Source organism: Lentibacillus kimchii (assembly GCF_042666895.1).
GTDB lineage: Bacteria > Bacillota > Bacilli > Bacillales > Amphibacillaceae > Lentibacillus > Lentibacillus kimchii.
Genome location: NZ_JBHTGR010000001.1, coordinates 1 through 21,781 on the forward strand (window position 1 = coordinate 1; position 21,781 = coordinate 21,781).

25 protein-coding genes, 1 rRNA gene, 1 pseudogene and 1 riboswitch are annotated in these 21,781 nt (G+C 44.4%); of the genes and pseudogenes, 19 read left to right on the forward strand and 8 right to left on the reverse strand.

The genetic code is table 11. The features are described 5' to 3' along the window. The first annotated feature begins 186 nt into the window (after positions 1-186). Positions 187-302 (forward strand): 5S ribosomal RNA (gene rrf / locus ACFQU8_RS00005). Positions 303-432: 130 nt separating this feature from the next. Here rrf and ACFQU8_RS00010 read toward each other — a convergent pair. Further along, on the reverse strand, positions 433-567 hold the full coding sequence (locus ACFQU8_RS00010; RefSeq protein ID WP_382357101.1) for a YjcZ family sporulation protein: 135 nt from the start codon (positions 565-567) through the stop codon (positions 433-435). Between the two features lie 336 nt (positions 568-903). Here ACFQU8_RS00010 and ACFQU8_RS00015 point away from each other — a divergent pair, with 336 nt between their 5' ends. Continuing rightward, positions 904-2,376, forward strand: coding sequence for an MDR family MFS transporter (locus ACFQU8_RS00015; protein ID WP_382357102.1), 1,473 nt, complete (start codon positions 904-906; stop codon positions 2,374-2,376). Positions 2,377-2,462: 86 nt separating this feature from the next. Here the strand turns inward: ACFQU8_RS00015 and yjcZ are convergent. Together yjcZ and ACFQU8_RS00025 are read right to left on the reverse strand one after the other, a co-directional pair. Then, positions 2,463-2,636: pseudogene (gene yjcZ / locus ACFQU8_RS00020) on the reverse strand (sporulation protein YjcZ); the annotation flags it as partial. Positions 2,637-2,908: 272 nt separating this feature from the next. Continuing rightward, on the reverse strand, positions 2,909-3,013 hold the full coding sequence (locus ACFQU8_RS00025) for a YjcZ family sporulation protein (RefSeq protein ID WP_382357103.1): 105 nt from the start codon (positions 3,011-3,013) through the stop codon (positions 2,909-2,911). A 202-nt stretch (positions 3,014-3,215) separates the two neighbouring features. Here ACFQU8_RS00025 and ACFQU8_RS00030 point away from each other — a divergent pair, with 202 nt between their 5' ends. After that, complete coding sequence (locus tag ACFQU8_RS00030; protein WP_382357104.1) at positions 3,216-3,548, forward strand: hypothetical protein; 333 nt, start codon at positions 3,216-3,218, stop codon at positions 3,546-3,548. 24 nt (positions 3,549-3,572) lie between these two features. Here the strand turns inward: ACFQU8_RS00030 and ACFQU8_RS00035 are convergent, their stop codons facing one another. Next, on the reverse strand, positions 3,573-4,364 hold the full coding sequence (locus tag ACFQU8_RS00035; RefSeq protein WP_382357105.1) for a DUF2268 domain-containing protein: 792 nt from the start codon (positions 4,362-4,364) through the stop codon (positions 3,573-3,575). Between the two features lie 164 nt (positions 4,365-4,528). Between ACFQU8_RS00035 and ACFQU8_RS00040 the strand changes: the two genes are divergently transcribed. From ACFQU8_RS00040 to dacB, 4 genes are all read left to right on the forward strand, one after another. Continuing rightward, entirely contained in the window at positions 4,529-4,762 is a 234-nt protein-coding gene (locus ACFQU8_RS00040) for a YppG family protein (protein WP_382357106.1), read from the forward strand. 27 nt (positions 4,763-4,789) lie between these two features. Beyond that, entirely contained in the window at positions 4,790-5,230 is a 441-nt protein-coding gene (locus ACFQU8_RS00045) for a GNAT family N-acetyltransferase (RefSeq protein ID WP_382357107.1), read from the forward strand. A gap of 199 nt (positions 5,231-5,429) precedes the next feature. Beyond that, positions 5,430-5,672, forward strand: a complete 243-nt coding sequence (locus ACFQU8_RS00050; protein WP_382357108.1) for a stage VI sporulation protein F — start codon at positions 5,430-5,432, stop codon at positions 5,670-5,672. A 177-nt stretch (positions 5,673-5,849) separates the two neighbouring features. Then, the gene (gene dacB / locus ACFQU8_RS00055) at positions 5,850-7,328 is read left to right on the forward strand and encodes a D-alanyl-D-alanine carboxypeptidase/D-alanyl-D-alanine endopeptidase (protein ID WP_382357109.1); all 1,479 of its coding nucleotides are present in this window, start codon (positions 5,850-5,852) and stop codon (positions 7,326-7,328) included. Between the two features lie 54 nt (positions 7,329-7,382). On the opposite strand, the gene ACFQU8_RS00060 is transcribed toward dacB, so the two are convergent. Together ACFQU8_RS00060 and ACFQU8_RS00065 are read right to left on the reverse strand one after the other, a co-directional pair. Further along, the gene (locus ACFQU8_RS00060) at positions 7,383-7,658 is read right to left on the reverse strand and encodes a hypothetical protein (protein WP_382357110.1); all 276 of its coding nucleotides are present in this window, start codon (positions 7,656-7,658) and stop codon (positions 7,383-7,385) included. A 257-nt stretch (positions 7,659-7,915) separates the two neighbouring features. Beyond that, positions 7,916-8,569, reverse strand: coding sequence for a DNA-3-methyladenine glycosylase family protein (locus tag ACFQU8_RS00065; RefSeq protein ID WP_382357111.1), 654 nt, complete (start codon positions 8,567-8,569; stop codon positions 7,916-7,918). Positions 8,570-8,738: 169 nt separating this feature from the next. On the opposite strand from ACFQU8_RS00065, the gene ACFQU8_RS00070 reads away from it, so the two are divergent. From ACFQU8_RS00070 to ACFQU8_RS00080, 3 genes are all read left to right on the forward strand, one after another. Then, positions 8,739-9,953 (forward strand): NAD(P)/FAD-dependent oxidoreductase, encoded by a 1,215-nt coding sequence (locus ACFQU8_RS00070; protein WP_382357112.1) that lies wholly within the window; start codon positions 8,739-8,741, stop codon positions 9,951-9,953. Positions 9,954-10,200: 247 nt separating this feature from the next. After that, positions 10,201-10,452 (forward strand): hypothetical protein, encoded by a 252-nt coding sequence (locus ACFQU8_RS00075; protein ID WP_382357113.1) that lies wholly within the window; start codon positions 10,201-10,203, stop codon positions 10,450-10,452. An 84-nt stretch (positions 10,453-10,536) separates the two neighbouring features. Beyond that, positions 10,537-11,358 (forward strand): VanW family protein, encoded by an 822-nt coding sequence (locus tag ACFQU8_RS00080; protein ID WP_382357114.1) that lies wholly within the window; start codon positions 10,537-10,539, stop codon positions 11,356-11,358. Between the two features lie 26 nt (positions 11,359-11,384). Here ACFQU8_RS00080 and ACFQU8_RS00085 read toward each other — a convergent pair whose 3' ends face one another. Next, the gene (locus ACFQU8_RS00085; protein WP_382357115.1) at positions 11,385-11,735 is read right to left on the reverse strand and encodes a thiol-disulfide oxidoreductase DCC family protein; all 351 of its coding nucleotides are present in this window, start codon (positions 11,733-11,735) and stop codon (positions 11,385-11,387) included. A gap of 179 nt (positions 11,736-11,914) precedes the next feature. Next, positions 11,915-13,867, reverse strand: coding sequence for an aconitate hydratase (locus ACFQU8_RS00090; protein ID WP_382357116.1), 1,953 nt, complete (start codon positions 13,865-13,867; stop codon positions 11,915-11,917). 223 nt (positions 13,868-14,090) lie between these two features. Here ACFQU8_RS00090 and ACFQU8_RS00095 point away from each other — a divergent pair, with 223 nt between their 5' ends. The 9 genes from ACFQU8_RS00095 (at position 14,091) to ACFQU8_RS00135 (ending at position 21,758) form a co-directional block, all read left to right on the forward strand. Next, positions 14,091-14,546 (forward strand): DUF6884 domain-containing protein, encoded by a 456-nt coding sequence (locus ACFQU8_RS00095; RefSeq protein ID WP_382357117.1) that lies wholly within the window; start codon positions 14,091-14,093, stop codon positions 14,544-14,546. A 19-nt stretch (positions 14,547-14,565) separates the two neighbouring features. Next, positions 14,566-14,928 carry a hypothetical protein gene (locus ACFQU8_RS00100; protein ID WP_382357118.1) on the forward strand — a complete coding sequence of 121 codons (363 nt, stop codon included), beginning with the start codon at positions 14,566-14,568 and terminating at the stop codon, positions 14,926-14,928. Positions 14,929-15,009: 81 nt separating this feature from the next. After that, a riboswitch (TPP riboswitch) is annotated at positions 15,010-15,110 on the forward strand. A gap of 119 nt (positions 15,111-15,229) precedes the next feature. Further along, on the forward strand, positions 15,230-15,802 hold the full coding sequence (gene thiT / locus ACFQU8_RS00105; RefSeq protein WP_382357119.1) for an energy-coupled thiamine transporter ThiT: 573 nt from the start codon (positions 15,230-15,232) through the stop codon (positions 15,800-15,802). Positions 15,803-16,002: 200 nt separating this feature from the next. Then, positions 16,003-17,424 (forward strand): hypothetical protein, encoded by a 1,422-nt coding sequence (locus tag ACFQU8_RS00110; RefSeq protein ID WP_382357120.1) that lies wholly within the window; start codon positions 16,003-16,005, stop codon positions 17,422-17,424. Between the two features lie 2 nt (positions 17,425-17,426). After that, positions 17,427-17,591: a hypothetical protein gene (locus tag ACFQU8_RS00115; protein ID WP_382357121.1), complete on the forward strand. Its 165-nt coding sequence runs from the start codon at positions 17,427-17,429 to the stop codon at positions 17,589-17,591. Positions 17,592-17,701: 110 nt separating this feature from the next. After that, the gene (locus tag ACFQU8_RS00120) at positions 17,702-19,444 is read left to right on the forward strand and encodes a carbon starvation CstA family protein (protein WP_382357122.1); all 1,743 of its coding nucleotides are present in this window, start codon (positions 17,702-17,704) and stop codon (positions 19,442-19,444) included. 68 nt (positions 19,445-19,512) lie between these two features. After that, positions 19,513-19,770 (forward strand): cory-CC-star protein, encoded by a 258-nt coding sequence (locus ACFQU8_RS00125; protein WP_382357123.1) that lies wholly within the window; start codon positions 19,513-19,515, stop codon positions 19,768-19,770. Between the two features lie 64 nt (positions 19,771-19,834). Further along, entirely contained in the window at positions 19,835-20,794 is a 960-nt protein-coding gene (locus tag ACFQU8_RS00130; RefSeq protein WP_382357124.1) for an ArsA family ATPase, read from the forward strand. Beyond that, entirely contained in the window at positions 20,775-21,758 is a 984-nt protein-coding gene (locus tag ACFQU8_RS00135; protein WP_382357125.1) for a zinc-binding dehydrogenase, read from the forward strand. The genes ACFQU8_RS00130 and ACFQU8_RS00135 overlap by 20 nt, the downstream gene beginning before the upstream one ends. The last annotated feature ends 23 nt before the right edge of the window (positions 21,759-21,781 follow it).

Here is a 21,781-nt window from a genome sequence, read left to right on the forward strand (position 1 = left end):
TGGAAGCGTGGCGACACGTGAAGCTGACGGATACTAATCGATCGAGGACTTAACTAACAGGATGCAGCTTGATGGTTCTCTTATTTAGTTTTCAGGGTGCAAAGGTTTAAAAAACCTCTTGCATTTTGAATTAAAAATGCTTATAATGGTTTCTGTGCTTCATTAGAATAAAAGAACAGCATAAGGTCTGGTGGCGATAGCGGAGAGGACACACCTGTTTCCATGCCGAACACAGCAGTTAAGCTCTCCAGCGCCGATGGTAGTTGGGGTTTGACCCCTGCAAGAGTAGGACGCTGCCAGGCAATAAAAAACTGGAGCATTTAGTTGCTCCAGTTTTTTATTTTGCAACAGGTGAAGCACACACTTTGTATTTAAAAAAGTCTGAATAAATGGGCAGCCACTTAATCCAGTCAAAGATGTCTTGCTGGCGTCTTAGTAATAGCTGCCGTAGCTCCAGCCAAGGCCACCACCAACGTAGGCGGTGCCAACAATAATAAGAAGGATGAACAAGACAACGATCAAGGAAAATCCGCCGCCATATCCTTCGCATTCTGCATTCATTCCCATTCACCTCCTAGGAAAGGACACTAATATACTATTCATGGACTGACTGATTGTGTGAACGAAGTCCATGTTTATTAAAGAATGTATAACTGAAGCAGGTCTGCCCGTTCTCCGAATATGAACGATACTTTCGTAATAAACAGTTCGAAATTTTTTTAGTTTATTGTATATTAATTAGTTGTTTTAAAAATACTGCAATGTTAAAATCATTTGGTTGAAATTAATAATACAAAGCACCATAAAAATATAGATTCAATGTTAAAGACGGCGATAGACTTCATATGTTTTTTAGCTGTCCTTGATAATAGGGTCATTTGTGATGCAGAAAGGAGTATTTATATGAGTGATACAGGAATATCGTGGGATTTGCCGGGAAAACAAAAGGCATTAATGATTGCTGCTTTACTGACTGGTGCTTTTATGGGGATCATTAATGAAACATTATTGGCAACGGCACTTCCATCGATTCAGGACGCTTTTTCAATCTCACAGGGAAAGGTACAATGGATGACAACGGCCTTTTTAATGGCGAATGGCATCATGATACCTGTTTCAGCGTTTTTAATTGATCGGTTTACTACGAGAGGTTTATTCTTAACGGCTATTGGCCTATTTGGTTTAGGCACCGCTATTTCAGCAGTTGCTCCTGTATTTTCAGTTCTGCTGTTAGGACGTGTCGTACAAGCAGCAGGTTCCGGAATCATGCTGCCGTTGTTGATGACAGTCCTGCTGGCAGTTATTTCAGTTGAACGGCGTGGTACGGCCATGGGCATGATTGGTATTGTGATTGCATTTGGCCCAGCTATTGGCCCAACACTATCAGGCTGGCTTTTGGACCATTTTACTTGGCGCTCGCTGTTTATAACAGTTCTGCCGATTGTTGCTGTAACCATTACAGTTGCGGCTTTATTTTTGCGAAACGTAACCGATCTGCGGAAGCCAAAAATCGATGTGCTATCAATTATTTTGTCGTCAATCGGATTCGGCTCATTCTTATATGGGTTCAGCACGGCTTCAGATAAGGGATGGGGGAGTCCTATTGTTATCAGTGCTATCATTATTGGCGTTGCGATCATTGTTTTATTTGTCTGGAGGCAGCTTGTTCTGGAAACACCTATGTTAGAATTCCGGGTATTTAAATTCAGAGTTTTTACGCTGGCGATTGTTATTACAATGACTGTTCTCGTGTCTTTAATTGGTGCTGAAACATTGATGCCGTTATTCATGCAGAACGTTTTAAATTTCTCACCGCTTAAATCTGGTTTGATGCTGCTGCCGGGTGCGGCTGTTATCGGTCTAATGTCTCCGATTACCGGCCGTCTGTTTGATAAATATGGTGCGAAATGGCTTGCATTAATTGGACTTGGTATTGTGACCGTGACAACGTTTATGTTTACCCGGTTGTCGCTGGATACGACATTTGCCTACTTATCAACGATTTATGCCATCCGTATGTTTGGTTTATCGTTTGTGCTGATGCCAGTTATGACGTCAGCTTTGAACCAGCTTCCGCCAAGATGGTACTCACATGGATCGGCTTTAGCTAACACGATGCAGCAGATTTCTGCGTCAATTGGTACGGCTGTTCTTATTACACTCGTCGCCATGGGATCGCAAAGGTTTGTACCGGAAGCTAATGTGCCAGAGGAATTACTCGGGAGAATGGCACAAGTTAATGGTTTTGAATGGGCATTCATGGGCAGTACGATTCTTGCGTTGATTGCGTTCATTTTAGCACTGTTCCTTCACCCGCCGAAGAAAGAGAAGGAAATTGTCAGGCAGATTCATGGTCAGAATGCCAACATGCGTTAATTTTTTATGAAACTAACAGTGATTTAATTAACACAAAAAATCGGACTGCCGTTATTTCGGCAGCCCGATTTTTTTAGATTACTTAATTAAAACCATGCAGCGCCTACGATGATTAGCAGGATAAATAAGACGACGATCAGGGCAAAACTGCCGCCGGAACCACGGCCGTAGCTGCCGCCGCCATAGCCGCCACCATAGCTACCGCCATAGCCACCGTAGCCGCCGCCATAACCAAAGCCGCCACCGTAGCCATAGCCACCGCCATAGCCGCCTAGGGGTACACAAGTGCAGTATCCTGGAACGGTAACACTGCATCCGCCGCCGCAGCCGTAGCCACCGCCGTAGCCATAGCCACCGCCTGCATAGTGTCCAGAATTACCGCATCCACACTGTCCAGAGCCGCCATAACCGTAGCCGCCACCGTAGCCGTAGCCACCGCCATAGCCAGCACCGCCGTAACCATATCCAGGAACATTACCAAATGCCATATGAAACTCCTCCTTAAAGGTAGTTAATTTTTATACTGTTGGCATTAATAGCCAACGAATGCAGTACCTACAATAATCAGCAGAATAAACAAAACAACAATTAAGGCGAAACCTCCGCCGTAGCCTGCTCCGCCTCCAAATTCATTCATTGCTAAAACACCTCCATAACCATTTGTTAATAATGTATGCTGTTTAGCCTGCAATGACATGGGTTGTTAGCCCGGTTTATGTGAAATGGGCTTATATATAAGCGATGTGATGCCTTTTAGCCATTTAATGTGATAGCCCTTACTGAATAGCAGTATCCCTCATATAATGCTGTAAGTCTCAAATGGATTTGGAGGTGACATAATGTCTGTTAATCATTATTATGATCTTTGCTGCCGGCATAAAGGCAGACCAGTCAGGATTTCGACACATGACGGTTATGTTCATTGTGGATTTATTCATGATGTTGATCGTCATCGTGTATATTTACAGCCTCTTCGCTCACAGAGGGGGTTAGGCGGCTTTGGGTATGGCGGTTATTATGGTCCTGGTTATGGCCCAAATTATGGTCCAAACTATGGTCCGAATTATGGACCAAATTACGGTCCAGGCTATGGATATGGTTCCAACTCTGGATTCGGTTTTGGTATTGCCTTAGGGGCGATTGGCACGTTAGCTTTATTGCCCTTCTTTTAGCTGTGACATGCAAAACAGACGATGCTAAGTTGCATCGTCTGTTTTATGAATAATGTCTTCTGGTTTAATTGTGAGCAAATCCTGCGATGATAAGTCATTGGCGATCATATATTGGTGGACAAGATAATAGCCGGCGCCATAACCGGCCATATTCGGCAGGGGTCCAAGGCCGTAAAGAATCTGTTCATGTTTTGGACTCGATTTGGGCACATTCCGATTTGGTAAAATCAAGTGTTTACATATGTGTTCCAGTCTCTTTTTTGAGTAGTAGGATGTCCAGTCCGCGTTGTAATAGCTGCCGAGTCTTTCACGCACAGCGTTCTCAGCCAGTCCTTCCAAAACGACTGTATCCAGAAGTAAATAATCGGTTTCTTGTTTGTTGTATTTAGCCAAGCGGCAGACATGATTGTATTCATGAGTAAACAGTGCTCTGATTTCATCTTTTGTATTATGCTCGGAAACAAATAAAAAGACCTTATCAGGAAAACTGAGCCCCGATTTGCCGTTGAGTTCATGTCGCAGTTTGCAATTGCCAGGATCAGCAGGCAGGATAAAGATTGGAACAGTTGGTCCATCCCACGCTTCTCGCAATTGTTTTTCTTCCTGTCCTACAATTCGCCAAATATCACGTTTCTGCAGGGATTTGATGAAATTGTCGTTATCTTTAAGTGGTTTCCTATACATACCGTGCAAACTCAAGTGCTGATGGATATGGTCTGATGAAACAGTTTCCTGGAAGTATGGTGTCAGTTTTCTGCAAAGTTTAACTGGCCTGTGCTGAGCTGTAAGCCACCTGTCTGTTCGGATGACACTCATATGCATACTCCTAACCTTTTTTATCCTATAAGAGTATGGTATGCGGGATCAAGCCGTTATGAAACATACATAATACTCAGTTCTCACGTGTTAGGTGTTTAACCTTTTCATTTTTGCTGCCAGCTGAATAGACTATTACAAATAGTTAATGGGGAGGTGTTCGAATGATCAACTCAGGAAGGCCAGGTCCACCGGTCCCAATGCCGCACGGAGCAATGCATAAGCCTGAACCGCCAGTACCATACCCTTCAAAACCCTCAACAACGCAATTGATACTCAAGCAATTTCAAGATCAGGACGGCAATATGGATATTGATAAAATCACGACGGTTGCTCAGCAAGTCGGTCAATTATATGGTCAGATCAGTCCATTAATAACGAAATTTACTAAGCGCTGATTAATGCTGGGAGAGAGGTGTTAACAGATGACTATACGCAAAGCCAATCAGCGTGAACTTGAGGAAATTATGGCGTACGCCCTGCATGTATTACAAGAGGCCAGCATGGGTCATATCCCGCCGACAGACGAAAAGGCTTTTCAAATGGTCGAACCATTTTTAAAACAGGGCGGCTATTACCTGGTGTATGCAGAGCAGGACGTGCTCATGGGATGGATTGCTGTGGGAAGCACAATTGATCATTATCAGGATAAACCAGCAGGTATGATACCGGAATTGTATGTCCTGTCGCATTACCGGGGGCAGGGTATTGCTGAAGATTTATGCCGTGCAGCACTTGCACATTTGCAGGAAGCGGATTTTGACACTGTGATGCTCAATGTCTTCGCTGGAAATTCTATAAAATCTTTATATGAAGAACTCGGATTTCAGGAAGTATCGTCACTGCTTTCGCTTAGATTGAAATAAACGCACTGGTTATAGAGACCGCTGTGATGCAGTTGGCGGTCTCGCGGCAACTGCTCCTTGCCCAAATGGCGTTTTTATATCCTTAGATTTCGTATGCTGGGACATCAGCACATTTCTCCGATGGCACCTATATACGCCTTTCCTCCTGTACAGAAGTTTCATAGAATAATTCTATAATGCTCTAAGGAGGTGGACTCGAATGGATGACATGCTTAAACAAGTTGAAAAGAAAACCGGTGTTAAAAGCGATGATATTAAGCAGCTTGCCCAGTCGGTAAACAGCACCGACTTATCAGAAGAACAAAATGTCAGGCGTCTTATTAAACAAGTGGCACAAGTAGCTAATAAACAAGTATCAAAAAGTACTGAAGACAAGATTGTTAAAACATTGACCGATAAAAAAGGAAAAGTGGATAGCTCAACGATTTCCAAAATGCTGTAAAAATTGTACCCTCTGCGCCTTGTGGTGGCAGGGGGATTTTTTGTGTGACATCGTAGTGTTTAAGTATTCATGTATAAAACAGAAGCAACAAGTCTATCATTGAAAATTAGACAGGCGTTTGCACTGTTTATAATGAATTGGTAGAACAAAAGGCCGTTTTTTTGGAGTGACGCATGTATGACGACTAAACGTCTTAGTTTTGGAATACTTATTTTATGTGTCGTTGTTTTGGGACTTGAATCAACAACTGTTAGGTCAACAGCCGAATTAGCAGAAGAGGGAGGGAAATCAACCGCCATGGTTCAAAACCTTGAGCACTATATTAACCATGAAGCCAAGCTTAAGGGTACCATTACAGGGATAAGTATTCGTGATGCTGTCTCAGGTGAAAAACTATATGATCATATGGGGGATATTCGTCTGCGCCCGGCTTCCAATTTGAAATTGTTAACGGCCGCTGCGGCGCTGTCTGCGTTAGGGAAAGATTATAAAGTGTCGACACAGCTCTTAACAGATGGTTCTATCTCAGGTGAAAGACTGAATGGTAATCTCTATCTGAAGGGTAAGGGAGACCCAACGCTCCTGGCTGAAGATTTTGCCGCATTGGCTCAAAAGGTGAAAGAAAATGGCATAAACGTCATTGATGGTGACGTTGCAGCAGATGATACATGGTACGACAGCAAACGACTGTCACATGATCTCATTTGGAGTGATGAACAGTGGTACTACGGTGCCCAAATATCCGCTTTGACTGCTTCGCCTGACGCGGACTATAACGCTGGCAGTGTCACGGTTGACGTGCATCCTGGTCAATCCGGTGAGAAGCCAGATGTCACAGTAAAACCCGAGACGTCTCATGTTCAGGTAACAAATGATGCGAAAACAATAACAGCAGCTGGTAATGAAACACTGACGGTTGAGCGCGAACACGGTGGGAACACCATTCACGTCAAGGGCATGATACCAGCCGGGTCAGAAGGTGTTAAAGAATGGATCGCTGTCTGGGACCCAACAGGCTATGCTCTTGATTTATTCCGTCAGTCATTGAAAAATGAAGGGATAACGTGGACAGGGCGTATAACAACTGGCCAGGCCCCGGAAGAAGCTGCTGTTTTGTATACGGACAAGTCCATGCCGCTAAGTGAGTTGCTTAATCCATTTATGAAATTAAGCAACAATACGCATGCTGAAATGCTTGTTAAAGAACTGGGGAAAACAGTTCATGATGAAGGCAGCTGGGAAGAAGGACTGGATGTGCTGACAACGGAAATAGCCGGCTTAGGTGTGGACACTTCTTCTTTAATGATCCGGGACGGGTCGGGCATTTCCCATATGAATCTGCTGCCGGCTAATGACATCACCGAATTGCTGTACAACGTGCAGGAGAAGGCATGGTTTAAGACGTATTTGAATGCATTGCCCAAAGCCGGTGCGTCTGAACGGCTGATAGGCGGCACACTGCAGAATCGCATGACTGAGCGGACAGTCCGGGCTAAGACCGGAACCATTGACGGGGTGAGCACACTTTCAGGATATATGGAGACCATTCAAGGCGAAAAATTGATTTTCTCAATACTCTTGAATAACTTGCTTGATGAAGAAGATGGACCAGAAATTGAGGATAACATTATTGACATTATAGCTCACCGCAATTAAAAGGAGCCCACATTGTGTGGACCCCTTTTTAATGACGGCTGCAGGCCGGAATCATTATTGATTGCTGTTGTTTTGCTGAGCGGACTGCACTTGCTGACGCGCCTGCTGCAGCTGCTGCTGAGCTTGCTGAACTTGCTGCTGATCCTGCTGCTGTTGCTGTGCGCCAGATTGCTGTTGGGCATTTTGCAGCTGCTGTTCAGCCTGCTGAACTTGCTGTTGTGCTTGCTGCAGCTGTTGCGGATCTGCACTTGATTGTGCCTGCTGGACAGCCTGCTGAGCCTGTTCAGCCTGTTGAACAGCCTGCTGTAGTTGTTGATTTTGTTGTGCCATGTGTATCAACCTCCAATAAAATTTTCGAGCTGTATAACGCTCTGTTGTTACTATGCCGCAAGCATTACTAAAATATGTATGGGTAATTCAAATTTTTTCTATAAATTGTACTTTGTCGTCAAATGGAGGGGATTGGACGTACTGAAAAGCAGATCAGCCAGAGGGATTACGTCGTGCCGAGAACGTTAATGTCACATCAGGCATGTACGCACGCCAAAATGGGTGACTGGGCGGATTGAGTCGCTTAGTTTTGAACTCTAGGTTATGTCTTCAATTGAAAGGTATGCTTTATCGTAGCCTAAATCGACAATTTTCCATAGATAGAAGGATGCTATGGTCAAATGCGGTGTCCAGACCTTTTGTTTATCAAGCAAAATTTGTTTGCGCGTTGATTCATCAGTATCATACAGCCATTTAGCTCCGCGCTGAAGACCAACATCGTCAGTGGCCAGCACATTCATGCGTCCCAGCGAGAAGATTAAAAACATTTCAGCTGTCCATTTGCCAATGCCTTTAATCGCTGTCAGCTGTTTAATGACGGCTTGATTCGTTAAAGCATGCAGATGTGTAAAGTCAATTGTGCCGTCTTGAATCTTTGCAGCAAGGTCACGCAGGTAACGCGTCTTCTGACCGGATAAACCAGTTGCACGCAATTGGTCATCAGAAACCTGACAGATCATCTCAGGTGTCATATGACCCTCAACACGTTTTTCCAAACGGCTGAAAATGGTTTCGGCAGCCTTGACCGATATCTGCTGCCCGGTAATTGAGCGGGCCAATGACCGGAAATAGTCTGGGCGCATCGGGACAACAACTTTTCCGATGACCGTGATAAGTTTCTGCATTTGAGCATCAGATGCGGCTAATGTCTGAACAGCTTCGTCTGATGGCTGGATAACAAACGATGGCATAAGTCACCTCACATTTACTATATTCATTTTAACGGCTGCAGCAGTGCTTGACAAAAGAGATCTTTTAAGATTGAATTGCTAGCCTAAATCGGCTGATTTTGTTATCATACTAGTGCAATGAAAAATAGGCTTTAACCGAAGCACTTGCCATTAAGAAAGGTGGATGTATATGAGTAAGCCAAAGATCGTCGTTCTCGGTGCTGGTTACGCCGGTATGATGACAACAAAACGGCTCACACAGAAGCTGAGTCCAGAAGAAGCAGAAATTGTACTTGTTAATAAGCATAATTATCATTTTCAGACAACATGGCTTCATGAAGTTGCTGCCGGAACGATAAATCAGAACCAGGCTCGTATTATGATTAGTGATGTAATCAATCCGTCACGAGTCAATCTGATTTATGATGACGTTGTTGAAGTGAAAAAAGATGAGAATCGTGTTGTTTTGGCAAACAGTGAGGTTACATATGACTACCTCGTCATTTCGCTTGGATTTGAAACCAACACATTTGGTATTAAAGGTATGGAGAAAAATGCTTTTTCCATAACAGATATGGATTCCAGCCGTATGATCCGCGAACAGATTGAATACCAATTTGCTAAATACAGCACAGATCCTAATCCGAAAGATGAAGATCTGACTGTTCTTGTCGGCGGCGGCGGATTTACAGGTATTGAGCTTGTTGGTGAGCTGGCTGAAAAAATTCCTGAACTATGCAAGAAATATGATATTGATCAGAATAAAGCGCGAATTGTCAACGTAGAGGCTGCGCCGCGTGTATTGCCTGGTTTTGATGATAAACTAGTTGCTTATGCTAAGAAATCTCTGGGAGACCGCGGTGTTGAATTCCGGGAAGGTGCCAAAATTTCTGAGTGCAAGAAGAATAGTTTTGTTATCGGCGAAGGTGACGATATGGAAGAAATTAAAGCTGGCACCATTGTCTGGACAGGCGGCGTAACCGGAAGCTCGGTTCTCTCGAAATCCGGATTTGAATTAACCAAAGGTAAAGTAACGGTTAATGGCGATATGCGTGCACCAGGACAAGAGAATATTTTCATCCTCGGTGACTGTGCATGGGTAATGGATGAAGAAGCAGGAAAACCATTCCCGCCAACTGCTCAGGCAGCTATGCAGCACGCAGATACGTGCTCAGATAATCTGAAAGCACTGCTTAGACATCAGCCATTGAAGAAATTTATCTTTGATGATAAAGGAACTGTTGCATCCCTGGGTGAAACAGATGCTATGGGAACGGTATTTAACGACAATAAATTATATAGTAAGCCAGCTGTATCGATGAAAAAGGTCATTGATAACCGTTATCTGTTCCTGCTTGGCGGACCGAAGCTCGTCTTGAAAAAAGGCAAACTGCGCATGTGGTAATTCAGTGAGGAGGGACTATTATGAAAAATGGAATCTTATATGGACTACTACTGGTATTGGCAACGGTTGCGGGCTACACAGCAGCCACACGCGTGCTTGAAGATACGCGAGACTTCCGTTAGTAACTAACCATAACTATCACAACCATCCTGCTGCATAACGGGGTGGTTGTTTTTATATATCCATAATTAGCAGCGATGTCATTCATTTTTCATTCGTGGAATAGACTTACAAAGGGGGAGATGTTATGATTGTTGGCTTGATAAGTCTCTTGGCAGTTTTATTTATTGCGGCATTGGGCGGGACGTTGTATGTTTTTAGACAGGAAGAAAATAAAATGAATAAATTGGAAGATAAGGGTGATACCGCAGAAAATGAACTGGCGCGATCCCGTGAATATGAATCCTCTTCACTTAAGCATAATATTCCATTACAGTTGGCTATTTATGGGGTTACACTAGTGTTGGTCATTGTTATTTTTGTTATTTACGTCGTTTAGCTAATGCATTGAACGATTTTATTAATGTTATGGTGTTATGTTTTTAATTAAGTATCAAATGCTACCGGACAGGAGGTGGTTAGAATGACAACCATTATCTTGTCTTTTTTATTGACAGCTGTTCCATTTACGGTAATTGACAACAATCAAGTTGTGGACGAACTGGTTAAGGAGGATTTTGAACTGCGCTATGCTGATCGCTTATTGATTGATCAGCCAAAACTGGAACTGCAAATGGATATCCTGAATGAAAAATTATATGAAGATCCGATTAACGCGAAGCTGGATGATGACGGTCATATTATTAAGGAAAAGCCTGGTGAGGCATTAGACCGGCGAACATTTCAGCAACTATTCCAGGAATACTTTTACGAAGAAGGCGAGAATAGAATTGAAACACCTGTAAGGGCTGTTTATCCTCGAGTGGACAGTGAATTGCTTGCTGACATTCGCGAAGAGGAGATCGGTCATTATACAACAGATTTTAAGCCGGAGAACAGGAAACGTTCACGCAATATTGAACTGGCTGCTGAAGCGATTAATAATCAGGTTGTGTTTCCTGGTGAGCGTTTTTCCTTTAATAATGTGGTCGGTAAACGTACGAAAGAAAAAGGATACAAACAGGCTCCGGTTATTATTAAAGGGGAGTTGTCTGAGGGTATTGGCGGCGGTATTTGTCAGGTTTCATCGACATTATATAATGCTGTTGACTTAAAGGGGATAGAGATTAAGGAGCGTTATTCTCATAGCCGCAGTGTTCCGTATGTACCGTCAGGCCGTGATGCCACAATTAGCTGGAACGGCCCTGACTTCTCATTTATTAATCGGCGTAAAAAGCCGGTTTTACTGCAGGCTTCCGCAGCGGATGGACATATGAACGTTGTTGTTTTAAGTTCTAAGTCATGATAGCAGGGCTTTGAAGCATTCTCCCCTCAGGATTTTATTTGGCATCCGTCCGCATCACATTGGTTCACTGGTACCATTTGTCGGTGTTTAGCGATGGTGTTATAAACGAAGTCACCCAACCCGATCCATTTAAGTACGGTCAATATGGGAACACTCAACCATAGAAGCGGCAATTTTTTGCTTATGGCAATGATGGCATCATACCCTTTAAACCACTTGCCTCGGTTATAGACATGCAGTTTTTGTTCCATCTCTTTTGGATAATGATCAAGATTTCGAAAAGACGAAAAATGTAGTCGCTGTCTTCGGTCCATTTTCTTCCAAATGACAGACGAATGTGAGCACAGTTTACAGTAGCTGTCATAGTAAATAATCATATGCTAACCCCCGCTCTGATACTAATTATGCTGGCTGTTTGGCTGAAGTCTTCCATTATGTTTATGGTAACATGAAACCGTTGCGGCGTTGAAGCACGTTATAAATTAATAAAACGGCAAAGCAACTATTTAATACATGAAAAAGCCTATCTGTTTCAACACAGATAGGCTTCTCTTGTTTAAGCATCTTGTTTTTGTTTGATCCAATTGATCAAGCCGCCGGCCAGGATAATTTCACGCTGGCGTTCGGATAGGTTATGTTCAGCAGTAACTTCCTCACCCTGATTAGCCAGTGTTACGTTGATCTGGTCGTTATTCTGAATTTGATTTCGCAAATCATTAAGCTGGAGAACATCTCCTTGCTCAAGCTTGTCGTAATCAGCTTCGTTAGTGAATTGAAGTGGCAGAATTCCAAAGTTAACCAGATTTTGCCAGTGTATACGGGCATAATCTTTAACAAGGACGGCACGCAGACCGAGATATCTTGGTGCGAGCGCGGCATGCTCACGGCTTGAGCCTTGACCATAGTTAAATCCGCCAACAATGGCATGCCCGGTTTCTTCGCGGACTTCCATAGCTCTGTCAACATATGTTGAATCAACATTTTCATACGTAAATTTGGCGATTTCCGGCAGGTTACTGCGATATGGCAGGACGCGGGCACCGCCGGCCAGAATTTCGTCGGTCGAAATATTGTCGCCGACTTTAAGCATTATAGGCAGTTCGAGTTTGTCAGGCATACTGTCCATAGCTGGGATGGAGGCAATATTTGGTCCTTTAACCAGTTCAACTTTCTGAGCATCCTCCCGTGGCAGCGGTTTTTCCAGTAAACTGTCATCCACATTATTGGTTTCAGCCGGATCTTTGACTTTCGGATAAGGCATATCCAATGTCCGCGGATCCGTTATTTCACCTGTTAGTGCAGATGCTGCAGCTGTTTCCGGACTGGATAAGTAAACACTGTCTTCTTTTGTGCCGGATCTGCCTGGGAAGTTACGTGGTGTTGTCCGTAAGCTGTTTCGTCCGGATGCAGGTGCCTGCCCCATTCCGATACAGCCATTGCAGCCTGCCTGATGCAATCGGGATCCAGCCTGCAGCAGATTGGCAATATGCATATTGCTTACAAGGTCGGTAAGCATTTGTCTGGATGTCGGATTAATGTCGAGTGACACACCATTAACAATCTTACGGCCTTTAACAGTCTCGGCTGCTACAGCGAAATCGCGGTATCCTGGATTGGCTGACGACCCAATGTAGGACTGATAGATCGGCGTGCCTGCAATCTCTTTGGCTGGAACAACTTTGCCCGGACTGGATGGCTGGGCAACTAAAGGTTCAAGCTCAGACAGATTGATCTCTTCATAGATATCATAGGCAGCATCTTCGTCGGCTGTCACTTCAACCCAGTCATCACCGCGGCCCTGGTGTTCGAGGAAGTTTTTAACTTCGTCATCCGATGGGAAAACAGTTGCTGTAGCGCCCAGTTCTGCTCCCATATTGGCAATGACATGGCGATCCATGGCTGATAAATGATCAAGTCCTGGTCCATAGTACTCAATAATTTTTCCGACGCCGCCTTTAACATCATGGCGTCTGAGCATTTCCAGGATCACATCTTTCGCACTTACCCAGTCAGGCAAGTCACCTGTGAGTTTAACGCCCATAACTTGAGGCATCGTGATATGGAATGGTTCACCTGCGATGGCCATGGCCACATCAATACCGCCTGCACCCATGGCAAGCATGCCCATTGAGCCGTTAGCACATGTGTGACTGTCCGAGCCGAGCAAAGTCTTGCCAGGTACGGCGAGACGCTGCATGTGAACAGGATGGCTAACCCCATTTCCGGGTCTTGAAAAGTGAAGACCAAAGCGCTGGGCAGAACTTTCTAAGAACAGATGGTCATCAGGGTTTTTATTATCTTCCTGGATTAGATTATGATCAACATACTGTGCTGAAGCTTCGGTTTTGGCATAGTCCAGGCCCATCGCTTCAAGTTCAAGCATGACCATGGTTCCTGTGGCGTCCTGGGTCAGTGTCTGATCGATTTGCAGACCAATTTCTGACCCGGCATTCATGTCGCCCGAAACGACGTGATCTTTGATCAGTTTTTGTGCAACATTCAAAGCCAATGTGGTTCCTCCTTTTAAATCATAACTGTACAATGTCATTCCTTGTAAATAAGCAATCAAACAGAAAAGCAATCTTAAGTACTTTCTATTTATTACTTTCTCCCATCGAGTATAGAATTGTTAGTTCTGAAGGTCAAACAATTGCAATCAAGCGTTATAAAACGATTTGTCTTTTGCAGCTCTGGTTAACATGCTATACTTATGTAAATAGGAGTGAAACGAGATGAAGGAATTAAGTATTATTCCATGTGGCCGGAAAAAGATTTGGGACAATCATCCGGAAATGGGGGCTGTGCCCGCAAAAAATGCTTATACCGGTACACTGCACAAACGCACGCGGCAATATGCAGAAATGTTTACTGATCAATGGGTGATTCTGTCAGCTAAACACGGGTTTTTATTTGCGGACGATATCGTTGATGGTCCGTATGATGTGACGTTTAACCAAAACAGTGATGAGATTGTCTCGTATGCGCAATTAATATGCCAGGCAGACGAAAAACAGCTGAAACAATTTGACAGGCTTGTGGTGCTGACAGGTCAAAAATACAAGCCTGTGATAAACGGAACATTTCCTGATGGTATGCCAAGGGTCTTTCCGCTCGCGAACTACGGCGGGATCGGCTATATTCTGCAGGCACTCAAACGGGCGGTGGAAGCACACACACCGGTTCATTAAATGACAGGAGCTGATGGTAATGACGCGAATAATATTTGTTTCACTGGTTGTAATTGTTTATTTAATTTATGCCGCATTTAAATATAAAGATACTTGGAAAAAACTTCGGTTGGGGCAATTGGCAGGGACGGTTCTGACATTCATTGTCATTATCAGCATTGCTGGTGTTACGCTGTTTTATGGCAGTCGCTATATAACAGCAGCTGTTTCCAGCAGCATAGGTGCCTTCATAATCCAATTTTTTGCTGTCATGATCATAATCGCAGCAGCGGGACTTATATTTATGGCTATAGTCAGTAAAATCACAAACGGTATTATACCCCTACAACGACAGCAGGGATATAGTCAGACGCCCCGCAGAGATACCAAGCACAAATCATAATAGAACCCCCCCGAATTCAGAACAGTCTTGTAATTAGTGTGGTGTATGATATAATATATTCAGCAAAAAAAGCATAGGTTAGAAGCCTTCAAGGGGAGCCTTTGGCTGAGAGTGAACGAGTTAGTTCTTACCCTTCGAACCTGTTAGTTAGTACTAGCGCAGGGATGGCGGCTTTTTTGATGGATCAGCAGCAATGTGAGCGGAGTTTTCCCATCAGAAAGCTTCCCCTTGGCATTGCTTTTTTTGTGTTTTTTAACATATTCAGGCGGCACAGGCTGCCGGCAAAAAGGGGAGGAGTTCGATGCGTTCAAACCGCACATTGTTTTTAATTGAGGTGGCTGTCTTTACAGCTCTGGCCTTGTTGCTGGATGTCATTCCGTTTCTATCATTTAAAATCTGGGCACAGGGCGGATCCATTTCATTGGCGATGATTCCTGTATTTATACTTGCATTTCGCTGGGGTCTTAAAGGCGGGCTCTTGTCAGGATTTTTGTGGGGGATTTTGCAGGTTGCGGCTGGGACTGGTTACGTCTTGACCCCGCTTCAGGGTTTCATTGACTATGCCCTTGCCTTTACGGTAATTGGATTTGCTGGAATCTTTGCCAAGCAGGTGCAAAAAGCTATTCAATCGGGGCAAACAACTGTTTATCTTACGTATATAACACTTGGGGTGATTTTGGGCAGTTCACTGCGGTTTTTGGCTCACTTTGCGGCTGGGGTTGCCTTCTTTAATTCAGCTGTGGAAGGTCAATCTGTCTGGGTCTATTCATTGCTCTATAATATATCGTATATCATTCCGTCATTGGTCATCAGTGCAGCAGTCGTTTTTCTTCTATTTCATAAACAGCCCAGAATGTTATTAAAAACAGCCTGATTTGGTTCAATGCCGCTCACATTATGTTACGGAACCGGAATTTAAAAAATAGTCCTTCTGCGACAGAGGGCTATTTTTATTTCGTTCATAACAACGATTCAGTGCATTTCCGCAGTTCGCGTTCAATTCAAAATGGATGTTTTCACCGCTTTCTTTCAACGTGCATAGGCTGGAGCACAGATAGAAAGGAAGTGTTTAAAGTGGAGATAACCCTGGCCCACTGGTTATATGCTCTGTTCACATTAGCGATCATTTTGACGATGATCTTTCGCCGCGGCGTTGTCCTGCCGTCGCTACTTGGAACGTTTGTGATTGCCTGGGTATATCAGGGCAGTCTGGTGGATGGTTTTACGGTCATTTTCAATGCTAATCTAGTGGCTGCGAAAGAGCTGTTTAATATATTTTTGATTATTACATTTATGATGGCTCTCCTGCATTCGTTGAGAGATTTAGGAGCTGACAGGCGAATGATTCAGCCCATCCAGAAATTTATGGTTAATGGGCATGTATCCTTTTTCCTGCTGGTGGGTGTTACTTATGTCATTTCCTTATTCTTTTGGCCAACACCTGCTGTACCGCTCATCTGTGCCTTGCTTGTTCCGGCCGCCATCCGCTCAGGTCTTCCGGCTATGACCTCAGCTGTTGCTGTTGCGCTGGCTGGCCAGGGTATGGCACTGTCTTCCGATTACATTGTTCAAGTGGCGCCTAATGTATCTGCAACAGCGGCCGGGATCGAAACATCGGTTGTCGCTGATAAGGCACTTGTTTTATCACTCATCGCCGGAGCGGTGGCCATTGGATTCGCGTACGTATTTTACAGAAAAACCATTCGATCAAAAGACAGCGATTTGAATGAGCTCGAAGGGGAGCAGATCCAAACAACTGGCGAGCCTCTTAATAAAACAGAATCGCGGCACGTCACCATGTGGAGTAAAATGTTTGCTGTTTTGGTTCCAATCGCTATGCTGGCGGTTGTGATTTACATGATGTTTTCGAAGCTTTCTTCCGGACGAATGTCTGGATTTGAAGGTGGCGATGGTGCGGCTTTTGTTGGTGGTGTGGCCGTCGTCCTGCTGTTACTGTCAACGATTGCATTTGGACGCCAAAAAGCCTTGGATACGATTGCGGACCATATTACAGAAGGCTTTGTTTTTGCATTTAAAGCAATGGGACCGGTCATTCCGATTGCTGGCTTCTTCTTCCTGGGCAGTTCCGATTTTTCCGGTGCTATACTCAGTATCGAGGAAGGGGCGCCAGGGTTCTTGTTTGATCTTGTTGAGGCTGCACAGCAGCATGTTCCGGATAATGCCTTGCTGGGTGCCGTCAGTATATTGGTTATAGGTATTATTACCGGACTTGATGGCTCAGGATTTTCCGGTTTGCCGCTGACAGGGGCACTGGCAGCTTCCTTGGAAACGTCGTCGATTGATTCTGGAACACTCGCTGCGATCGGTCAAATGGGTTCGATTTGGACCGGTGGCGGAACAATCGTTGCGTGGTCGTCCTTGATTGCGATTGCTGGTTTTTGCGGTGTATCGGTTATGGACCTGGTTCGAAAAAACTTTCTTCCGGTTTTGCTTGGCTTAATTACAGCTGCTCTAGCAGCCTTAGTGATTTTCTGATTATGAGCGAAAAAATGGGTGTTCATAAGACTGAAGTCGATGCGGCTGGTGGGACCCCTCGTGCGCTGGTGGGTCTCACCTATGTTTCGTCTTTAGTTTTTCCCTTTGCTTATGTTCGCTTTGTACCATTATTAGTGAGATTGCTTTTTAAGCTAAAAGATGTCTGATGTTGGGATCCTTATTTCAGTTATTGTTTAAGAAGTTGTATTATTCTGACTTATAGTACATAGATTCTGATAAGTCTTTTTATAATGGTCATGACAAGGAGGGCTATCAGATGAATGGGATTATTGTAGCGGTTATTGGGCTGGCTGTGTTTGCACTGGGTTATCGCTATTATTCTAAATTTATTTCTGAAAGAATTTTCCGTCTGGATCCAGACTATGTGACGCCAGCGCATAGGTATCGGGATGATGTCGATTTTGTACCGACCAGCAAATTTGTTTTATGGGGGCACCACTTCACATCCGTGGCAGGCGCCGCGCCGATAATGGGGCCGGCTATAGCTGTCTATTGGGGGTGGCTTCCTGCTCTTTTATGGGTGATTTTGGGCACAATATTTGCTGCTGGGGTTCATGATTTTGGAACACTGGCGCTGTCAGTCCGGAATAAAGGCCAGTCAATTGGTTCACTGGCTAACAAACTGATAGGTCAGCGTTCTAAGATACTCTTTCTATTTATCATTTTAATTCTCGTTTTAATGGTTAATGCTGTCTTTTCCTGGGTGATTGCCAATTTATTTATTTCCTTCCCAACGAGTGTCCTGCCAGTATTTATTCAAATACCGCTGGCAATATGGATTGGTTACGCTGTTTATAAACGCAAGGCCAGGATGCTTGTACCGTCCTTATTAGCTCTAGGGGCTATGTATCTGACAGCAATCATGGCCAGCCGAGTTGACTTTTTGCAGATTGATATTGTTCAATACTTCGGCGGTGAGGGCAGTGAAGGGCTTTTCGGACTCGGTGCGGTAAACAGTGCTTTTATGATTTGGATTGTCATTTTAATGGTTTATGTGTATATTGCTTCGACACTGCCCGTCTGGAAGCTTCTTCAGCCGCGTGATTTTATTAATTCACATCAGCTTGTTGTCGGTTTGGCAATTCTGTATCTGGGACTCTTGTTTACCAACCCGGAAATAACGGCACCGATGACAAATCCGGGCGCAGATACGTCCTGGTTTCCGCTTTTGTTTATTACAATAGCCTGCGGCGCCATATCAGGGTTTCACGGACTGGTGTCAAGCGGGACATCATCAAAACAATTGAACAAAGAAACGGATGCCCGTTTGGTTGGCTACTTCGGGGCGGTTGGTGAAGGGACACTAGCACTTGTCTCTATAATAGCAGTCGTCACACTTTTTAGCAGCGAGAACGCGTTTTTGGAAACGTACAGCAGTTTTGCACAAGCTAATGAGATGGGTCTGAATATGTTTGTGGAAGGCGCGAGTGTGCTGGCATCCGGGCTGCTGATTCCAACGGAAATTGCGACAACAATTGTGGCAATTATTGTTGTCAGTTTTGCCGCCACCTCTTTGGATACATGTGTGCGCCTGATGCGGTATATTATTGCTGAGCTGGGGATCGAATACAACGTGCCCGCTTTATCTAAAACGCATGTATCTGCTTTAATCGCGGTGATTGCCAGTGGGATTCTTGTACTGCTGCCAGAAGGATCAAAAGGGTTTGGTTCTGGAGGTTATCTTTTGTGGCCGTTATTTGGCACGGCAAATCAGCTGCTGGCGGGAATCAGTCTGCTGCTGATCTCCATTTGGCTGAAAAGAAGAGGAACCAACTATCTAATAACGCTTATTCCAATGATATTTGTCATGTTCATGACATTATATGCGATGTTCCAGCAAGTGCTGTTTGAGTGGTCATGGTTTGGCACTGATCCATCAATGCTCTTGTTCATCCTTGGTGCTATTATATTTGTCTTTGCCGTCTGGATCGTATTGTCAGCCTTTACGGCACTAAGCGGCAACACGAATCAGGATGACTTCGACAAAAATGCAAAATAGAACTGACCTATCTGGAGAAATCTTGTTTCAGTCGGAGTCGTTTTAATCATGAATGGAGGCGTGATTTTATGCTGCGGCAGCTGAAAAAAGCGGCGTCACTTTATGAAGAAGTCTTAAGTATGCCGCATCGTCAGGAAATCGCCAGAGAACTGCGGGAACAGGACGATTTGTTTTTGTTGTTGCTGTATTCTGAAATGATCGGCATTCCTAACCCGGTTTTTTATTACACACTGGAACTTTATCCGTATATGCTGGAAGACTTTCATGACTGGCATTTGCGTATGGGGATGGATAAGTCGCCTTTAACTGGTGTCCGCTGCTGCTAAAGAGTGCTGGGTATCAGCAGGTGATCTGACATTATTGCAATCAGGCAGAAAGGACGTAGACAGGATGCATATATTAGAGAAAAAAGTCATTTTTGTCGGCGGCAAAGGCGGTGTCGGGAAATCAACTTCCGCTGCTGCCTTAGCATGGAAAGCGGCCCAGCAGGGAAGTCATACACTGCTTGTCTCGACAGATCCAGCTCATAATTTAGGTGATATTTTTGATCAAACGGTGGGTGGCAGCATAACACGTATAGCCGCAAACCTGGATGGACTGGAAATTGATCCCGTCGCAGAGACTGAGGAATATATTAAAGGTGTCAAAGACAATATTCAAAATGTCGTGCAGGCAAGCCGGATGGATGAAATCAATCGTCAGCTGAATACGGCTAAATCTTCTCCTGGAGCAGAGGAAGCTGCTTTGTTTGACAGACTCATTTCGGTTATACTGGAACAGCGTGAGCATTATGACCAGCTCATTTTTGACACAGCACCGACAGGTCATACGATCAGGCTTTTGTCATTACCAGAATTGATGGGTGTCTGGATTGAGGGCATGCTGAAAAAACGGCAGAAGACAAATGATAATTACACGCAGCTGCTCAATGATGGCGAGCCGGTTGAAGATCCCATTTATGATGTGCTCAAAGTACGCCAGGATCGTTTTTCTAAAGCACGCGATATATTGCTTGATGATGGTACAACTGGTTTTGTTTTTGTTCTTAATCCGGATCGTCTGCCGATTGTGGAAACGGAAAAGGCAATCAAATTACTCGACCAATACCATTTGCATGTGAAAACATTAATCATAAATAAAGTGTTGCCGGAAAATGCAGATGGTCAATTTATGCTGCAGCGGAAAGAGCACGAACAGCAATACCTGGATCTGATCAGCGAAACTTTCAGTCAGCAGGAGAAGATATATATACCACTATTTCCCTATGATATCGTAACACAGGAACAACTGGAAACGTACAGTTATTATTTTTGGGAGGAGCCACAAAAACATGAAAGCATTCGTACATGAATACGGACAATTAAAATTAAAAGAGATGCCTGAGCCGTTTGCCGATCATGGCCAGGTGGTCGTAGCTATCAAAAAAGCAGGAATGAACCGGCGCGACGTCGCAGTACCCGGCAGAAGAGATTCTGATGCTGGGGCGCTGATCATGGGTTCTGACGGTGCGGGAGTGATTGAGTCTGCTGGTGAAGGTGTCAAGGCATTTGCAGCCGGTGATGAGGTCATTATCAATCCTTCCCTTGGCTGGTATGACAATAGTGTGGCACCGCCGGAACAATTTGATATTTTAGGAATGCCTGATCACGGAACATTTGCGGAAAAAATTATTCTTCCAGCAGAACAAGTGGAAAGAAAACCCGCACATCTGTCTTGGGAAGAAGCCGGTGTTCTGGCTTTATCAGGGATGACGGGATACCGCGCTTTAATGACAAAAGGAAAGATTCAGAAAGGTGATACTTTGTTCATGCCCGGAGCCGGCAGCGGTGTGGCAACTTACATTATACAATTTGCCAGTCTTGCTGGCGCACGTGTTATTGTGACGTCCCGAAACGCGGAAAAACGCAGGCAGGCTCTTGATCTGGGCGCTGACAGAGCCTTGGATACGGCCAGCGATTGGCCAGCCGAGCTTGAGGAAGAAACGATTGATCTCGTGATTGACAGTGTTGGCAAGGCGACGTTTAACCGTTCACTTGATGTGCTGAAAAAGGGTGGACGTTTCGTGACATTCGGTGCCACAACGGAGGATACGATTGAATTGAACTTGCGCGCCTTTTTCTACGGCCAATACCAGTTGATTGGGTCAACGATGGGCAGCCAGGAAGAGCTGCGTGCTATGCTCGATCTTATTAATGCGCACCAGATTCATCCAGTAGTTGACCGGGTGTATACGCTGGATGAGGCCCAGGAAGCTATTGATTATTTAGAAGCTAGTGAGCAATTTGGGAAAATCGCTTTACAGATAAGCGAATAAGACCGTATGAATGCAGCAGCCTG

Excerpts from the sequence above, each read along its gene's own strand:
- ACFQU8_RS00010 (WP_382357101.1), bottom strand. The coding sequence starts at position 567 with ATGGGAATGAATGCAGAATGCGAAGGATATGGCGGCGGATTTTCCTTG.
- ACFQU8_RS00015 (WP_382357102.1), top strand. The coding sequence starts at position 904 with ATGAGTGATACAGGAATATCGTGGGATTTGCCGGGAAAACAAAAGGCA.
- ACFQU8_RS00025 (WP_382357103.1), bottom strand. The coding sequence starts at position 3,013 with ATGAATGAATTTGGAGGCGGAGCAGGCTACGGCGGAGGTTTCGCCTTA.
- ACFQU8_RS00030 (WP_382357104.1), top strand. The coding sequence starts at position 3,216 with ATGTCTGTTAATCATTATTATGATCTTTGCTGCCGGCATAAAGGCAGA.
- ACFQU8_RS00035 (WP_382357105.1), bottom strand. The coding sequence starts at position 4,364 with ATGAGTGTCATCCGAACAGACAGGTGGCTTACAGCTCAGCACAGGCCA.
- ACFQU8_RS00040 (WP_382357106.1), top strand. The coding sequence starts at position 4,529 with ATGATCAACTCAGGAAGGCCAGGTCCACCGGTCCCAATGCCGCACGGA.
- ACFQU8_RS00045 (WP_382357107.1), top strand. The coding sequence starts at position 4,790 with ATGACTATACGCAAAGCCAATCAGCGTGAACTTGAGGAAATTATGGCG.
- ACFQU8_RS00050 (WP_382357108.1), top strand. The coding sequence starts at position 5,430 with ATGGATGACATGCTTAAACAAGTTGAAAAGAAAACCGGTGTTAAAAGC.
- dacB (WP_382357109.1), top strand. The coding sequence starts at position 5,850 with ATGACGACTAAACGTCTTAGTTTTGGAATACTTATTTTATGTGTCGTT.
- ACFQU8_RS00060 (WP_382357110.1), bottom strand. The coding sequence starts at position 7,658 with ATGGCACAACAAAATCAACAACTACAGCAGGCTGTTCAACAGGCTGAA.
- ACFQU8_RS00065 (WP_382357111.1), bottom strand. The coding sequence starts at position 8,569 with ATGCCATCGTTTGTTATCCAGCCATCAGACGAAGCTGTTCAGACATTA.
- ACFQU8_RS00070 (WP_382357112.1), top strand. The coding sequence starts at position 8,739 with ATGAGTAAGCCAAAGATCGTCGTTCTCGGTGCTGGTTACGCCGGTATG.
- ACFQU8_RS00075 (WP_382357113.1), top strand. The coding sequence starts at position 10,201 with ATGATTGTTGGCTTGATAAGTCTCTTGGCAGTTTTATTTATTGCGGCA.
- ACFQU8_RS00080 (WP_382357114.1), top strand. The coding sequence starts at position 10,537 with ATGACAACCATTATCTTGTCTTTTTTATTGACAGCTGTTCCATTTACG.
- ACFQU8_RS00085 (WP_382357115.1), bottom strand. The coding sequence starts at position 11,735 with ATGATTATTTACTATGACAGCTACTGTAAACTGTGCTCACATTCGTCT.
- ACFQU8_RS00095 (WP_382357117.1), top strand. The coding sequence starts at position 14,091 with ATGAAGGAATTAAGTATTATTCCATGTGGCCGGAAAAAGATTTGGGAC.
- ACFQU8_RS00100 (WP_382357118.1), top strand. The coding sequence starts at position 14,566 with ATGACGCGAATAATATTTGTTTCACTGGTTGTAATTGTTTATTTAATT.
- thiT (WP_382357119.1), top strand. The coding sequence starts at position 15,230 with ATGCGTTCAAACCGCACATTGTTTTTAATTGAGGTGGCTGTCTTTACA.
- ACFQU8_RS00115 (WP_382357121.1), top strand. The coding sequence starts at position 17,427 with ATGAGCGAAAAAATGGGTGTTCATAAGACTGAAGTCGATGCGGCTGGT.
- ACFQU8_RS00120 (WP_382357122.1), top strand. The coding sequence starts at position 17,702 with ATGAATGGGATTATTGTAGCGGTTATTGGGCTGGCTGTGTTTGCACTG.
- ACFQU8_RS00125 (WP_382357123.1), top strand. The coding sequence starts at position 19,513 with ATGCTGCGGCAGCTGAAAAAAGCGGCGTCACTTTATGAAGAAGTCTTA.
- ACFQU8_RS00130 (WP_382357124.1), top strand. The coding sequence starts at position 19,835 with ATGCATATATTAGAGAAAAAAGTCATTTTTGTCGGCGGCAAAGGCGGT.
- ACFQU8_RS00135 (WP_382357125.1), top strand. The coding sequence starts at position 20,775 with ATGAAAGCATTCGTACATGAATACGGACAATTAAAATTAAAAGAGATG.